The sequence below is a fragment of the Thauera sp. AutoDN2 genome (assembly GCF_051280715.1).
In the GTDB taxonomy this organism is placed as follows: domain Bacteria; phylum Pseudomonadota; class Gammaproteobacteria; order Burkholderiales; family Rhodocyclaceae; genus Thauera.
The window spans coordinates 17536-32708 of sequence record NZ_JBNCAR010000013.1 but is presented as its reverse complement, the minus strand read 5'-3'; the positions used below and the strand labels follow the sequence as shown (position 1 = coordinate 32708).

Here is a 15173-nt window from a genome sequence, read left to right as displayed (position 1 = left end):
GGCGGAAAAAGCACAAGGCCGGCCCCGCGCGTGCGGAGCCGGCCTTGTGCATGATGCCGGAAGCGAAGATCAGTTCTTCGACTTGTCGACCAGGGCCTTGGCCTTGATCCAGGGCATCATTTCGCGCAACTGGCCACCGACCTGCTCGATCGGGTGGGCTGCGTTCAGACGGCGGCGGGCGGTCATGCTCGGGTAGTTGGTCTTGCCCTCGAGGATGAACATCTTGGCGTATTCGCCGGTCTGGATGCGCTTGAGCGCATTGCGCATGGCTTCGCGCGATTGCTCGTTGATGACTTCCGGGCCGGTCACGTACTCGCCATATTCGGCGTTGTTCGAGATCGAGTAGTTCATCGTCGCGATGCCGCCTTCGTACATCAGGTCGACGATCAGCTTGAGCTCGTGCAGGCACTCGAAGTAGGCCATCTCCGGCGCGTAGCCGGCTTCGGTCAGGGTCTCGAAGCCCATCTTCACCAACTCGACGGCGCCGCCGCACAGCACGGCCTGTTCGCCGAAGAGGTCGGTCTCGGTCTCTTCACGGAAGTTGGTCTCGATCACACCGCCCTTGGTGCCGCCGTTGGCCGCAGCGTAGGACAGGGCGATGTCGCGCGCCTTGCCGGAGCGGTCCTGGTAAACGGCGATCAGCGAGGGGACACCGCCACCACGCAGGTACTCGGAGCGCACGGTGTGGCCGGGGCCCTTCGGGGCGACCATGATCACGTCCAGGTCTTCACGCGGCACGACCTGGTTGTAGTGCACATTGAAGCCGTGGGCAAAGGCCAGCACGCCACCCTTCTTGATGTTCGGCTCGACTTCGTCCTTGTACACCTGCGGGATGTTCTCGTCCGGCAACAGGATCATGACGACGTCGGCGCCCTTGACGGCCTTGGCGATCTCTTCGACCTTCAGGCCGGCGGCCTTGGCCTTCTCCCAGGACGAGCCGTCCTTGCGCAGGCCGACGGTGACCTTGACGCCCGAGTCGGACAGGTTCTGGGCGTGGGCATGGCCCTGCGAGCCATAGCCGACGATGGTGACCTTCTTGCCCTTGATGAGGGAGAGGTCGGCGTCCTTGTCGTAATAAACCTTCATGTCTTTCCTTTGTTTGGCGGGTCGGTACGTGAAAACGGGAACGTTGTTTCTTGTGCTCAGACCTTGAGCACGCGGTCGCCGCGGCCGACGCCGCACACGCCCGAACGCACGGTCTCGAGGATCAGGGCCGGGTCGATGGCGCCGATGAAGGCGTCGAGCTTGCCCTGATTGCCGGTGAGTTCGACGACGTAGGAGGCGTCGGTGACGTCGATGATGCGGGCGCGGAAGATGTCGGCGGTGCGCTTGATCTCCTCGCGGTCCTTGCCGGTGGCGCGCACCTTGACGAGCATCAGTTCGCGCTCGATGTGGGCGGCCTCGGAAATGTCGACGACCTTGACCACTTCCACCAGCTTGTTCAACTGCTTGGTGATTTGCTCGATGATCTCGTCCGAGCCCGTGGTGACGATGGTCATCCGCGACATCGAGAAGTCTTCGGTCGGGGCGACGGTGAGCGACTCGATGTTGTAGCCGCGCGCCGAGAACAGCCCGGAGACGCGCGAAAGCGCGCCGGATTCGTTTTCGATCAGGAGGGAAATGACGTGACGCATGGTGTTGTGTTCCGCAATCGGTGGGTGGCGATCAGAGGTCTTCGGCCGACAGGATCATCTCGGTGAGACCCTTGCCGCCCTGCACCATCGGATAGACGTTCTCGGTCGCGTCGATCTGGAAGTCGAGGAACACGAGCTCGTTCTTGTGCGTGGTGAAGGCCTCGCGCAAGGCGCCTTCGACGTCGGCGGGCCTGTCCACGCGGATGCCCACATGGCCGTAGGACTCGGCCAGCTTGGCAAAGTCGGGCAGGGAGTCCATGTAGGACTCGGAGTAACGGCCGCCGTGGAACAGCTCCTGCCACTGGCGCACCATGCCCAGGTAGCGGTTGTTCAGGTTGCAGATCTTGATCGGCAGGCGGAACTGCTTGCAGGTGGATAGTTCCTGGATGTTCATCTGGATCGAGGCTTCGCCGGTCACGCAGGCCACCGGCATGTCCGGGTTGGCGAGCTTGGCGCCCATCGCGTAGGGCATGCCGACGCCCATCGTGCCCAGGCCGCCCGAGTTGAGCCAGCGGCGCGGCTTGTCGAAGCGGTAGTACTGCGCGGCCCACATCTGGTGCTGGCCCACGTCGGAGGTGATGATCGCCTCGCCGCCCGTCACTTCCCAGAGCTTCTGGACGACGAACTGCGGCTTGATGATTTCGTCCGAGTTCCGGTAGACCATGCAGTTGCGGCTGCGCCACTCCTCGACCTGCTTCCACCACGCAGCGAGCGCCTCGGGGTTGGGCCGGGCCTCGCCGGACTCGAGCTGGCGGATCATCTCGTCCAGCACTTCCTTCACGTCACCGACGATGGGGATGTCGACGCGCACGCGCTTGGAGATCGAGGACGGGTCGATGTCCACATGGATGATCTTGCGCGGCTCTTCGCAGAAGTGGTCGGGGTTGCCAATCACGCGGTCGTCGAAGCGGGCGCCCACGGCGAGCAGCACGTCGCTGTAGTGCATTGCCATGTTGGCTTCGAAGGTGCCGTGCATGCCGGGCATGCCCAGATACTGGCGATCGCTCGCGGGGTAGCCGCCCAGGCCCATCAGCGTGTTGGTGATCGGGTAGCCGAGCAGGCGCGTGAGCCTGGTGAGTTGTTCGGCCGCATTGGAGAGGATCACGCCGCCGCCGGTGTAGATCATCGGGCGCTTGGCTTCGAGCAGCAGTTGCACGGCCTTCTTGATCTGGCCCGAGTGGCCCCTGACCACCGGGTTGTATGAGCGCATCGAGATCTCTTTCGGGTACTCGAAGTCGCAGCGCTGCATCGACACGTCCTTGGGGATGTCGACCAGCACCGGGCCGGGGCGGCCGGTGCGTGCGAGGTAGAAGGCCTTCTTCATCGTGGCGGCGAGGTCGCGCGCGTCCTTGACGAGGAAGTTGTGCTTCACGCATGGGCGGGTGATGCCCACGGTGTCGACTTCCTGGAAGGCGTCCTGACCGATCGCCGCAGTGGGGACCTGACCGGAGATGATCACCATCGGGATCGAGTCACAGTAGGCGGTGGCGATGCCGGTGACGGCATTGGTGGCGCCCGGGCCGGAGGTTACCAGCGCGACGCCGACCTTGTGCGTGCTGCGCGCGAAGCCGTCGGCGGCATGCACCGCGGCTTGCTCATGGCGCACCAGTACATGGCGCACCTGGTCTTGCTGGAACAAGGCGTCGTAGATGAAGAGTACCGAGCCACCCGGATAACCGAAGACGTATTCGACCTTTTCTTCCTGAAGGCACCTGATTAGAATTTCGGCTCCGGACAGCACCATCGCGAACTCTCTCGTATCTAGGGGTTTGAATAAACGCAGAACGTTACCGGCCGCTGATGGTTTGGTCAAGGCTGGCGGGGCTTTCACGCCCATGTCCGCGCATGTCATGACCCTGCCGGATTTCTGCATCGGCTGCGGCCTTCCGGCGCCGCAGCCGTCCTTCAGCCCGACGTCGCGAAAGCGGCGCATCTTCCGGAAGATTTCATGACACGCAGCAGGCGCGCTGGCCGCAAGGCCGGCGACAGCGGGGCTGGTCCCCTTTCAGTAGTTTCCGCCACCGCCGCGGACGAGGCCGGGATGACGAACCGAACGGTGGCTGAGCTCGCGGGGCTTCGCCGCCGGTTCGCATCCATGCTGTACGAATCCATGCTGCTGCTCGGCGTGCTGGCGCTTACCTTCCTCGTGCCCTACCTGATCCTCGGTCCGGTCACCGGATTCACGCCGCCGGGATGGATGCTTTGGATTCACGTGTTCCTGGTGCTCGGCGTCTATTTCGTCTGGTACTGGCGGCGGGGCGGGCAGACGCTGGCGATGCAGACCTGGCGGTTGAAGATCGTTGCCGCGGATGGACAGGGCGCGAGTCTCGGACGCTGCTGGCTGCGCTACGCCCTGGCCTGGCCCTCGGTGCTCCTGCTGGGCTTCGGCTTGCTGTGGGCGCTGATCGACCGTGAGCGCCAGTTCCTCCACGACCGACTTGCCGGCACCTGCATCGTTTTACTCTCGCAGCAGTCCAAGACCTGAACTGCGTCACCGCCGCGAAGCCCCCGGGGCTGCGGGCGGCTTCGCGATTGCTGCATCCCCCCTAGTTGCGCCTCGAAGCGCCGACGGAGAAAGAATGAAAACCGAACAATCCCCAAGCATCCAGCGCGCTGATTACCAGCCGTTGTCGTGGACGGTCGAGTCCGTCGATCTGCACTTCTGCCTCCACGCCGAGGCCACCGTCGTCACCAACCGCATGCACTGCGTGCGCAATCGCGCGGCCGTCGACGGGCCGATTCGCCTCTGGGGGGAGGATCTGGAGCGCCTGTCGATCACCGTGGATGGTGCGCCGGCGCAGGTGTTGCGCGAGGACGGCACGCTGATCGAGATCGCGGCGGAAGGCGAGCGCGCCGTCGTGGAGGTGCAGACCCGCATCAACCCGAAGGCCAACACCACGCTGTCGGGGCTCTACCTGTCGAATGGCGGCTTCTTTACCCAGTGTGAGGCCGAAGGCTTCCGCCGCATCACCTGCTTTCCTGACCGTCCGGATGTGATGGCGCGCTTCACCGTCACGCTCGAGGCCGACCGTGCGAGCTGCCCGGTCCTGCTGTCCAATGGCAACCTCGTCGAACAGGGCGAACTGCCTGGCGGCCGCCACTACGCGAAGTGGGAAGATCCGTTCCCGAAGCCGTCCTACCTGTTCGCGCTGGTCGCTGCCGACCTCGTCGCGCTCGAGCGAAAGGTCGAAACCATGTCCGGCCGCGAGGTGCTGCTGCAGGTGTGGGTGGAGGCGGGCAACCTCGACCGCGTCGAGCATGCGATGGACTCGCTCGTCCATTCGATGCGCTGGGACGAGGAGACCTTCGGCCTGGAGCTTGACCTCGACCGCTTCATGATCGTCGCCGTGGCCGACTTCAACATGGGGGCGATGGAGAACAAGGGCCTGAACATCTTCAACACCAAGTTCATTCTCGCCAAGCCCGACACCGCCACCGACGTCGATTACGAGCACATCGAGAGCGTGGTGGCGCACGAGTACTTCCACAACTGGACCGGCAACCGCGTCACCTGCCGCGACTGGTTCCAGCTCACGCTGAAGGAGGGGCTGACGGTCTTCCGCGACCAGCAGTTCTCGGCCGACATGCTGGGGAGGATGGCAAATGAGGCCGCCGGTCCCGAGGGCGCTGCCTCTGCGCGCGCGGTCAAGCGCATCGATGACGTGCGCGTGCTGCGTGCCGCACAGTTCCCCGAGGATGCGGGGCCGATGGCGCACCCGATCCGCCCGGACAGTTATCAAGAGATCAACAACTTCTACACCGCTACGGTGTATGAGAAGGGCGCGGAAGTCATCCGCATGCTGCACACCCTGCTGGGTCCCGAGGGTTTCCGGAACGGCATGGATCTCTACTTCAGCTACCACGATGGTCAGGCCGTGACCTGCGACGATTTCGTCGAGGTGATGTCCGAGGCCAACAACGGCTTCGATCTCGACCAGTTCATGCGCTGGTACAGCCAGGCCGGCACCCCGCGGGTGAAGGCCAGCGGGCAATGGAATGCCGCCGACGGCAGCTACACGCTGACGCTGGCTCAGAGCACGCCTGCCACGCCGGGCCAGCATGCCAAACTGCCGCTGATGATTCCATTCGCGGCCGGCCTCATCGGACCGGACGGGCGCGACTGCCCGCTGCAACTCGAGGGCGAGTCCCAGCCGGGCGCCACGACGCGCGTGCTCAAGCTCACCGAGGAGTCGCAGACCTTTCGCTTCGTCGGCCTGCCGGCCGAGCCCGTGCCCTCGCTGCTGCGCGGCTTCTCGGCACCGGTGATCCTCGATCTGGACGAGGACGATGCGCGCCTCGCCTTCCGCATGGCGCACGATGCCGATCCCTGCAACCGCTGGGATGCCGCACAGCGCTACGCCGAGCGCGTCGCGCTGGCGATGGCGGCCGACCCATCGGCTGGGGTGCCGCCCGCCTTCCTCGACGCCTTCCGCGCCCTGCTCGGCAATCCCGCGCTGGAGCCCGCCTTCCGCGCGCAGGCGCTGGCCCTGCCAGGCGAGGCCTATCTGCTCGAGCGCATGAAACCGGCCGATCCGCTGGCGCTGCGGTCGGCGCTCGTGCGCCTCATGCGCACGCTGGGGGCGTCGCTCGCGGCTGAATGGCTCGCGACCTGCGAGTCGATGCAGGTATCCGGCCCGTATCGTTACCATCCTGCCGATGCGGGCCGCCGCGCGCTTGCGAACCTGGCGCTGCGCTACCTCGCGGCGGCGGGGAACGCCCAAGGGCTGGCGCTCGCACAGGCCCGCTTCGAAGCCGCGACCAACATGACCGAGCGTTTCGGCGCGCTCGCTGCGCTGGTGCAGAGCACGAACCCGGCGCGTGCCTTGGCGCTGCGTGCCTTCCACGAGCGTCATCGGGACGATGCGCTGGTGCTCGACAAGTGGTTCGCGCTGCAGGCCGGGGCATGGCGCTGGAGTGACGAGGCGGAGCCGACCCTCGTCCGTGTACGCGCGCTGCTCGAAGATCCTGCCTTCAGCCTGTCGAACCCGAACAAGGTCTATGCCTTGCTCGGTACGTTCTTCCGCGCCAACCCGGGCGAGTTCCACGCGGCCGATGGCAGTGGCCATGCGTTCTGGGCCGACCAGGTGATCGCGCTCGACAGCCGCAATCCGCAAGTGGCCTCGCGCATGGCGCGGGCGCTGGAGAACTGGCGCCACTTCACGCCGGCGCTGCAGGCCAGCATCCGACCGCAACTCGAGCGCGTGCTCGCGGCGCCGGGACTGTCCGTCGATGTAGCCGAGATCGTCGGCAAGGCACTGCAGGCTTGACCTGTGGCCGTGCGCCCTAGCCAGGGCGCATGGTCCGGAATGCCAGAACGCCGGACACCTCCTCGGGTGATCCGGCGTTCCTGTGTCTGCGACAACGTCCCTGTCCCGCGTGCGCGGGGCAGGCTCACTCGGCGGCGAGATCGCCCGCGATGTAGCTCTCGAGCTGCTTGATGGTCTTTTCCTGCTGGGTAACGATGGATTTGACCATGTCGCCGATGGTGACGATGCCGAGCACCTTGCCGTCCTCGACCACCGGAATGTGGCGGAAGCGCTTGGCGGTCATGGTCGCCATCACCGTGTCCGCGGTCTGCATCGTGTCGATGGTGTAGGGGTTCTTCGTCATCAGGTCGCCAACCTTGACGTCGCGTGAGACCAAGCCCTTGAGCACCACCTTACGGGCATAGTCGCGCTCGGTGAAGATGCCGACCAGTTTCTCGTGCTCGATCACCAGTACGCTGCCGATGTCGTGCTGCGCCATCAGCGACAGCGCGTCGAACACCGAGTCGGTCGGGCGCACGGACTGGAAGGCTGCGCCTTTCTGATCGAGGATCTGCTTGACTGTCGTGTTCATTCTGTTGCTCCCCCTTCTTTGTTGGCGAGCGTGCCCCGCCATGCGGAGCGGCCCGGTTCTTCAGGTGATCTGGTTTTAACCATAACTGCTGGTGCGCGCAAGAGTGGGCGAACCCTTATCGCATCCGCCCGCTCAGATTTCGAGGTTGTCGATGAGGCGTGTGCGCCCAAGCTTGGCGGCGGCGAGCACCACCAATGGGTCGTCCATGTGCGCGGGCGGCTGCAGGTCGATGCGACGACGCACCGCGATATAGTCGGGTTCCCAGCCCGCCGCCGCCAGCTGCGCCACGGCCTCGGTTTCGAGCTTGAGCAGGTCGTGGTCGCCCGCGCGTACGGCGTCACGGATGCCGCACAGCAGTCGGTAGAGCAGCGGTGCGCGCGCGCGTTCTTCGGCGCTCAGGTAGCCATTGCGCGAGGAGAGTGCGAGGCCGTCGTCGGCACGTACCGTCTCGCCAGGCAGTACTTCGACCGGCATCGCCATCTCGCGCACCATGTTCGACAGCACCATCAGCTGCTGATAATCCTTCTTGCCGAACAGCGCGATGTCGGGCTGAACGATGTTGAGCAGCTTCAGCACGACGGTGGCGACGCCGCTGAAGTGACCGGGGCGGAACTCGCCCTCGAGGATGGAGACTTGCGCCGGCGCAGGTTCGACGTAATAGCGTTGCGGTTGCGGGTACATCACCTTTTCGTCGGGTGCGAACACATGGGCTACGCCGGCCGCCTGCAGTTTCTCGCAGTCGGCGGCGAAGGTGCGCGGATAACGCTCGAAATCCTCGCCGGCGCCGAATTGCAGTCGGTTGACGAAGATGCTGGCGATCACGCAATCGGCGTGCTCGCCGGCCTGGCGCATGAGCGCGATGTGACCCTCGTGCAGGTTGCCCATGGTGGGCACGAAGGCGACCTTGCCGGCCTGGGCGCGTGCAGCGCGCACGCTCTCGATGGTGTCGTGGATCTGCATGGGTGAAGGCTCGCGAAGGGGATGCCGGCGGGCGGCTCAGTAGCAGTGCTCGGCGGCGGGGAAGCTGCCGTCCTTGACCGCGGCGACGTAGCGCCCGACGGCGTCCTCGATGCTTGCCGCCCCTTCCATGAAGTTGCGCACGAAGCGTGCGGTCTTGCCGTGGAACACGCCGATCATGTCGTGCAGTACCAGCACCTGGCCGTCACAGTCCGGCCCGGCGCCGATGCCGATCGTCGCCATGTTCTTCAGGCTGGCCGTGATCTCGCCGGCCAGTGCAGCAGGTACCATTTCCATGACCATCAGCGCGGCGCCCGCCTGTTCGAGCGCGAGCGCGTCGGCCTTGAGCCGGGCGGCTCCTTCCTCGCTGCGACCCTGCACACGGTAGCCGCCGAGTTGATGTACCGCCTGAGGTGTGAGACCGATGTGCGCACACACCGGCACGCCCCGCTCGACCAGAAAGCGGATGGTCTCGGCCATGAACTCGCCCCCCTCGAGCTTGAGCATCTGGGCGCCGGCCGCCATCAGGCGGGTTGCGTTGCGCATGGCCTGCTCGCGGCTCTCGTGGTAAGTGCCGAAGGGCATGTCCGTGATGATCAGCGGGCGCGCGTTGGCGCGCGCGACGCATTCGGTGTGGTAGGCCATGTGCTCGAGCGTTACCGGCAGGGTGGACTTCTGCCCCTGCAGTACGTTGCCGAGCGAGTCGCCAATGAGGATGCAATCGATCCCCGCGCGCCCGAGCAGTGCCGCGAAGCTCGCGTCATAGCCGGTGAGCATGGCGATCTTGTGGCCCTCGGCGCGCATCTTGCCGAGTTCGAAGAGGGTGACGGGCTTCTGGTCCTGAAGGTAGCTCATTCATGACTCCTGGTGGGGGGCGCAGTGTTTCACCAAACGCCTGCCGGGTACAAGCGCAGGCGGCGATGCGCAATCACGTGGGGATAGGGGGCGCCGGCAAGGTTCAGTCTGCGTAGCCGAAGAATTCACGGTAGCTGCGCATCTCGCGCAGGCGTTCGAGCAGCATCTCGAAGTCCTCGTCGCGGTCGACCGGATTCAGTCGGTCATTGTCGACGATGAAGAGCGGGGCTGCGTCGTATTGGTAGAAATAGCGCGTGTAGCGCTCGGCCACCTGGTGAAGGTAGGTTTCGGTGATCCGTCGTTCGGCCTCGAGGCCGCGCTTGTGGATGCGGCCGAGCAGGGTGTCCGGTCGCGCCTGGAGGTAGATGACGAGGTCGGGTCGGGGGGCGTTGACGGGCTGCAGCGTGTCGTGCACGCGCTGGTAGAGCGCGAGTTCGCTCTCGGCGAGGTTCTGCTCGGCGAACAGGCGGTCCTTGTCGAAGAGGAAATCCGCGACCACCCTGCGTTCCCCCTCGATCGGCCCCAGCCCGGCGAGCTGGTCGATGCGCTGGAAGAGAAAGGAGAGCTGGGTTGCCATGCCCCAGCGTTCGGGTTGCTGGTAGAAGCGCCCGAGAAAGGGGTTGCGTTCGGCCTGCTCGAGCAGGGTTTCGGCCTGCAGGCGCTCGGCCAGGCGCTTCGCGAGCGAAGTCTTGCCGGCTCCGATCGGACCTTCGACGACGATGTATCGGGCTTTGTCGAGCATGCGTGCGTGGCTTCTCGTCCGCCTCAGCTGCGGAAAATGAAGTAGACCGCCCCGAGCATACACAAGGCGGCCCACAGATAGTCAAGCTTGATGGGCTGCTTCATGTAGAGGATGACGAAGGGCACGAACACCAGCAGCGTGATGACCTCCTGCATGATCTTGAGTTGCGCGAGGCTGAGCGCGGTGGCGCCGATGCGGTTGGCCGGAACCTGAAGCAGGTATTCGAACAGGGCGATGCCCCAGCTTACCAGCGCGGCCACGTACCATGCCTTGCCCTGCATGTTCTTCAGGTGGCCGTACCAGGCGAAAGTCATGAACACGTTGGAGGCGGTGAGCAGCAGCGCGGTCTGGAGCCAGACGGGGTTGGCTGTGAAGGACGTGGTGGCGGAGTGGAGCCAGGCGGGCATGATCAGCGCGAAGCCTCGGGTGAAGCGGCGGACGGCGCGGGCAGGAGGGGGTAGGTCTGCAGCGAGTATGCTGCGGCTGGGGCCGACCGCGCGCTCAAACGCGGGTGGGTGAGGTGTCCGGCATGCGTTCGATGGCCTGGTCGGCCACTGCCGGGAGCAGCTCGGTGACTGCGCCGAGCCCGGGGATCACCGCGTCGGGCGCGATCTCGGCCAGGGGCAGCAGGGTGAAGGCGCGCAGATGCATGCGCGGGTGGGGCACCTGCAGGCCGTGCTCCTCGATGATTTCCCCTCCGTAGAGCAGCAGGTCCAGATCCATGGTGCGGGGCGACATGTGGAAGGCGCGTGTGCGACCGCCTTCGCGCTCGATCCCGAGCAGTGCGTCGAGCAGGGCGCGCGCCGCCAGCGTCGTTTCGAGCGCGATCACGGCGTTGATGTAGTCCGGCTGGCCGTCGACCCCGACGGGCGCGCTGCGGTACAGCGAGGAGTACGCCACTACGCGGACCCCGGGCAGGGCGCCCAGGCGTGCGAGGGCCAACGAGAACGCGCTCGCAGGGTCGCCCAGGTTGGCGCCGAAGGCGACGAAGGCGCGTGTGGCGTTGGACATGCGGTGAGGGGTCAGGCGTTGTCCGCGGGCGTGGCCTGTGCGCTGGCGCCGGCGGCTGGCTTGCGCTTGCGACGACGGCGCTTCTTCGCTGCAGGGGAGGCCTCGGCGGGCGCCTGGTGAATCAGCGCCTCGCGCTCGTCATGGCCGGCATGGGCAAAGCGGTCCCACCAGTCCACGATCTCCATCGGAATCTCGCCCGCTTGCGCGCGCAGGCGCAGGAAGTCCCAGCCTGCGCGGTAGCGGGGCTGCTCGATGAGGCGGTAGGGCGTCTTGCCGGCGCGCTTGTCGAAGCGCGGCTGCAGGGCCCAGATGTCCTTGATGTCACCGGCGATGCGCCGGGTGATCGCCAGCTTGCCGGCCTGGGCGTCGAGTACCTCGTCCATGGCTTCAAAGAGCGCCGGCTGGCTGTGTTCCCCAACCGCTTTCTTATGTTCCCAGGCCTTCAGCACCTCATGCCAGAGCAGGGTGGAGAACAGGAAGCCCGGCGAGACGGACTTGTCCTGGCGCACGCGCTGGTCGGTGTTCTCCAGCGCCAGGGTGACGAAACGCTCGCCCATGGGCTGCTCGAGGATCACGTCCAGCAGGGGTAGCAGGCCGTGGTGCAGGCCTTCGCCGCGCAGCTGCTGCAGGCACTTCATCGAGTGACCGGAGAACAGCAGCTTGAGCATCTCGTCGAACAGGCGCGCGGCGGGCACGTTTTCGAGTAGCGGCCCCATCTCGCGGATCGGCTGGCGTGCTGCGGGGTCGATGGAGAGGCCGAGCTTGGCCGCCAGTCGCACCGCACGCAGCATGCGCACCGGGTCCTCGCGGTAGCGGGTACGCGGGTCGCCGATCATGCGCAGCGTCTTCTGCTGGATGTCGGCCACGCCGTGGTGGTAATCGACGATGGTTTCGGTGCCGGGGTCGTAATACAGGGCGTTGACGGTGAAGTCGCGGCGGGTGGCGTCTTCTTCCTGGCTGCCGAAGACGTTGTCACGCAGTACGCGACCGTGTTCATCGGTCTCGGCGGTTTCGGCGTCCTGGCTGGCGCGGAAGGTGGAGACCTCGATCGTCTCCGGCCCGCTCATCACGTGAACGATCTTGAAGCGGCGCCCGATGATGCGTGAGCGGCGGAAGGCGCCGCGGACTTCCTCGGGCGTAGCGCTGGTGGCCACGTCGTAATCCTTCGGGGTCTGGCCGATCAGCAGGTCGCGCACCGCGCCGCCCACGACGAAAGCCTTGAAGCCCTTCTCCTGCAGAACTGCGCAGACCTTGCGCGCGGCGGGGGAAAGCTGCTCGCGGCGGATGCCGTGGCGTTCGACGGGGATCAGGGCGGGTTCACGGCGTATGGCGCCGCCCGGGCGCTTGAAGACCTTGCGCAGCAGCTTGCGGATCATCTCGAGAGGGGGTGTTCTTGCATAAGCGCGCAATGATAACCGAAGCATTCGCCCCGGCGCGGTGCAGGATCGGCTTTGATCGGTGGAATCGCGCGCGGCGGAGCGGCCGGGCGCGGTCGAGCGACTGCGCCCACGGCGTGATTCAGCGCAGCGAGATCACCGGCCAGCCAGCGCGGGTGGCGTGCGCGTGCAGGGTGTCGTCCGGGTCGACGGCGACCGGGTTGGTGACGCGCCCCATCAGCGGCAGGTCGTTGTGGGAGTCGCTGTAGAACCAGCTTCGACTGAAGCTGCCAAGGTGCAGGCCGAGGGATTCCAGCCAGTTCTCCACGCGCTCGATCTTGCCGGCCTTGAATGCGGGCATGCCGCGCGGCTTGCCGGTGAAGGCGCCACCTTCCTGCGCGGGGATCGTGGCGACCAGGTGCGGGATGCCGAACTCGCGCACGATCGGTCCGGTGACGAAGGCGTTGGTAGCGGTGACCACGGCCACGATGGCGCCGTCGTCCAGGTGTTCCCGCACCAGCTTGCGTGCCTTGGGCGTCATCATCGGGCGCACTGACCGCTCCATGAACTCGATGTGCCAGGCGTCGAGCTGTTCGCGCGCGTGGCGGGCGAGCGGGGCGAGCTGGAAGTCGAGGAACTCGAAGATGTCGAGGGTGCCGGCCTTGTACTGCTCGTAGAACTCGATGTTCTTCGCTTCCTGGACTTCACGGTCGAGAACGCCCTTGCCGATGAGGAACTGCGCCCAGGCGAAGTCGGAGTCGCCGGCGAGCAGGGTGTTGTCGAGGTCGAAGAGGACGAGATTCACGTTGTGGCTCCGTAAAGAGTGTCGGGTGCAGGGTGTCGGGTGCGAAAGGAGGCGGGAGGGAGGGGCGCAGGCAGAGACGCTGGCGGCGTCTGGCCGAGCGTGCTCAGATCTCCAGCCCGTGCTGCATCATCTCGCGCAGCAGGGGAAGGGTGATCGCGCGCTTGCGCTCGAGCGAGACGGTATCCAGGGCATCGAGCACCGTGCGCAGGCTGGCGAGGTCGCGGCGTCCGTGGCGCAGCAGAAAGTCCACCACCTCGTCGGCCAGGCGCAGTCCTCGCCGTTCGGCGAGCGCGGCGAGGATGGCAGCACGTGCGTCGTCGTCCAGCGCCTTGACCTCGTAGATCAGGCTCTGGCCGACACGGGTGCGCAGGTCCTCGCGCAGCGCGAGCCCAAGCGGTGCGATCGGTCCCGAGAGCAGCAGCGACTGGCCGTTGCCGCGGGCGCGGTTGAAGGCGTTGAACAGTGCGATCTGCGCCGGCGGGGGGAGCGCGTCGATGTCGTCGATTGCAAGCAGCGCATCTGGCGTTTCGGGCAGAGCGTCGTCCACGTCTTGTGCACCCAGCAGGTGCGCGGGCCGGCCGTGGCTGCGGGCCATGGCGGCAGTGGCGCGCAGCAGATGGCTGCGACCGCAGGCAGGTTCGCCCCACAGGTAGAGGTGGGGGACGGGGAGCTGGACGGCCGTGCCCGGCTCGGCCAGCAGCGACAGCGTGGCCACCAGCTCGGCATTGGCGCCTGCGACGAAGTTCTCCAGTGTGGGCGGGGCGTCGGGGCGGATGTCGAGGAGAAGCTGTTTCATCGCGCGCCCGCGTCTCCTGTCGGAGGGGATTCCGGCGGCGTGTCCCTGCCGAGGTACACGGGGCTGCTCAGCCATGCGCCCTGGACTTCTCGCAGTCCGACCAGCAGGGCAGCACTCACGGGCAGGGCGACGAGCACGCCGACGAAGCCGAATAACTGCCCGAACGCCATCAACGAGAAGATCACCGCGAGCGGGTGCAGGCCGATGCGTTCCCCGACCAGGTAGGGCGTGAGGAGGAAGCTCTCGACCATCTGCCCCAGGCCGTATACCGCCGCCACGCCGATCAGCGGCGGCCATCCCTCCGCCTGCAGCACGGCCGCCACGATCGCGAGGATCAGCCCGCCTCCGAAACCCACGTAGGGGATGAACACCAGCAGACCCGTGAGCACGCCCACCGGCAACGCGAACTTGAGCCCGGCCAGCCACAGACCGACGCTGTAGAACACGGCGAGCAGCATCATGACCGACAGCTGTCCGCGCAGGAACTCGGACATCACCGAGTCGATGTCCTGAAGGATGCGCATCGTGCGCGCCAGCCAGGGGCGGGGCACGATGCGCCGGAGTGCGTCCAGGATGTGCGGCCACTCTTGCAGGAGATAGAACATCACCAGCGGGATCAGGAACAGGTTGGCGAGGAATCCAAGCAATGCCATGCCGCCCGTCTTCAGGTGGCCCAGAACGACGGGCACGATGTCCTGTGCGCTGGTCCAGTTCTCCGCGACGAGTGCACGGAACTGCGCTGCATCGAGCTGCGCCTCGATCCCGAGTCGCGACTGCAGCAAGGGGGCGATCTGCGCGTTGTACATTTCAACCAGATCCGGTAGCCGGCGCACCAGCAGCAGGCCTTCCCGGTAGACCATCGGCACCAGAATCAGGGCGAGCGCGATCAGTAGCAGTCCGAGGCCGATGATCACCAGCAGCACGGCGATTGCACGAGGAACGCGGCGCGCCACCATCCAGTTCACGGCCGGGTCGCAGATGTAGGCGAACACGCCGGCGATCACGAACGGGGTGAGGATGGGGCCGAGCAGCCAGAACAGGCCCAGGATCGCCAGGCCGGCCGCGGCCCAGGCGAAGGTTTGCAGGCGATCGGCGCGAGGTGAGTTCATTTCAAGTAAAATCGCGGACTTGGCGCGGGACAAAACGGCCCGCGAAACAC

General features: G+C 66.0%; 15 protein-coding genes. 2 read left to right on the top strand and 13 right to left on the bottom strand.

The window, feature by feature from the left end; genetic code table 11:
• Window positions 1-69 precede the first annotated feature (69 nt).
• From ilvC to ACPT9U_RS09365, 3 genes are read right to left on the bottom strand one after another with little or no spacing between them, the layout of a single operon-like run.
• Entirely contained in the window at window positions 70-1086 is a 1017-nt protein-coding gene (gene ilvC, locus ACPT9U_RS09375) for a ketol-acid reductoisomerase (protein WP_435750712.1), read from the bottom strand.
• 56 nt (window positions 1087-1142) lie between these two features.
• Window positions 1143-1634: an acetolactate synthase small subunit gene (ilvN, locus tag ACPT9U_RS09370; protein WP_418363256.1), complete on the bottom strand. Its 492-nt coding sequence runs from the start codon at window positions 1632-1634 to the stop codon at window positions 1143-1145.
• A 31-nt stretch (window positions 1635-1665) separates the two neighbouring features.
• On the bottom strand, window positions 1666-3378 hold the full coding sequence (locus ACPT9U_RS09365; protein WP_418363255.1) for an acetolactate synthase 3 catalytic subunit: 1713 nt from the start codon (window positions 3376-3378) through the stop codon (window positions 1666-1668).
• A 297-nt stretch (window positions 3379-3675) separates the two neighbouring features.
• Between ACPT9U_RS09365 and ACPT9U_RS09360 the strand changes: the two genes are divergently transcribed.
• Entirely contained in the window at window positions 3676-4119 is a 444-nt protein-coding gene (locus ACPT9U_RS09360; protein ID WP_435750736.1) for an RDD family protein, read from the top strand.
• Between the two features lie 94 nt (window positions 4120-4213).
• Window positions 4214-6901, top strand: a complete 2688-nt coding sequence (pepN, locus tag ACPT9U_RS09355) for an aminopeptidase N (RefSeq protein ID WP_435750711.1) — start codon at window positions 4214-4216, stop codon at window positions 6899-6901.
• Window positions 6902-7025: 124 nt separating this feature from the next.
• On the opposite strand, the gene ACPT9U_RS09350 is transcribed toward pepN, so the two are convergent.
• From ACPT9U_RS09350 to ACPT9U_RS09305, 10 genes are all read right to left on the bottom strand, one after another.
• Window positions 7026-7472 (bottom strand): CBS domain-containing protein, encoded by a 447-nt coding sequence (locus tag ACPT9U_RS09350; RefSeq protein ID WP_418363252.1) that lies wholly within the window; start codon window positions 7470-7472, stop codon window positions 7026-7028.
• 132 nt (window positions 7473-7604) lie between these two features.
• Window positions 7605-8432: a pantoate--beta-alanine ligase gene (panC, locus tag ACPT9U_RS09345; protein WP_418363251.1), complete on the bottom strand. Its 828-nt coding sequence runs from the start codon at window positions 8430-8432 to the stop codon at window positions 7605-7607.
• Between the two features lie 36 nt (window positions 8433-8468).
• A complete protein-coding gene (gene panB / locus ACPT9U_RS09340; RefSeq protein WP_435750710.1) occupies window positions 8469-9284 on the bottom strand; it encodes a 3-methyl-2-oxobutanoate hydroxymethyltransferase in 816 nt (271 codons plus the stop codon).
• Window positions 9285-9387: 103 nt separating this feature from the next.
• The gene (locus ACPT9U_RS09335) at window positions 9388-10026 is read right to left on the bottom strand and encodes a deoxynucleoside kinase (RefSeq protein ID WP_435750709.1); all 639 of its coding nucleotides are present in this window, start codon (window positions 10024-10026) and stop codon (window positions 9388-9390) included.
• 23 nt (window positions 10027-10049) lie between these two features.
• Entirely contained in the window at window positions 10050-10433 is a 384-nt protein-coding gene (locus ACPT9U_RS09330) for a DMT family protein (protein ID WP_418363248.1), read from the bottom strand.
• A gap of 94 nt (window positions 10434-10527) precedes the next feature.
• Window positions 10528-11037, bottom strand: coding sequence for a 2-amino-4-hydroxy-6-hydroxymethyldihydropteridine diphosphokinase (folK, locus tag ACPT9U_RS09325; protein ID WP_418363247.1), 510 nt, complete (start codon window positions 11035-11037; stop codon window positions 10528-10530).
• Window positions 11038-11048: 11 nt separating this feature from the next.
• Window positions 11049-12413 carry a polynucleotide adenylyltransferase PcnB gene (gene pcnB, locus ACPT9U_RS09320; protein WP_418363246.1) on the bottom strand — a complete coding sequence of 455 codons (1365 nt, stop codon included), beginning with the start codon at window positions 12411-12413 and terminating at the stop codon, window positions 11049-11051.
• A gap of 142 nt (window positions 12414-12555) precedes the next feature.
• Window positions 12556-13218: an HAD family hydrolase gene (locus ACPT9U_RS09315; protein WP_435750708.1), complete on the bottom strand. Its 663-nt coding sequence runs from the start codon at window positions 13216-13218 to the stop codon at window positions 12556-12558.
• Window positions 13219-13321: 103 nt separating this feature from the next.
• Window positions 13322-14014 (bottom strand): DnaA regulatory inactivator Hda, encoded by a 693-nt coding sequence (gene hda / locus ACPT9U_RS09310; RefSeq protein WP_418363244.1) that lies wholly within the window; start codon window positions 14012-14014, stop codon window positions 13322-13324.
• Window positions 14011-15123: an AI-2E family transporter gene (locus ACPT9U_RS09305; protein WP_418363243.1), complete on the bottom strand. Its 1113-nt coding sequence runs from the start codon at window positions 15121-15123 to the stop codon at window positions 14011-14013. The genes hda and ACPT9U_RS09305 overlap by 4 nt, the downstream gene beginning before the upstream one ends.
• Between the last annotated feature and the right edge of the window lie 50 nt (window positions 15124-15173).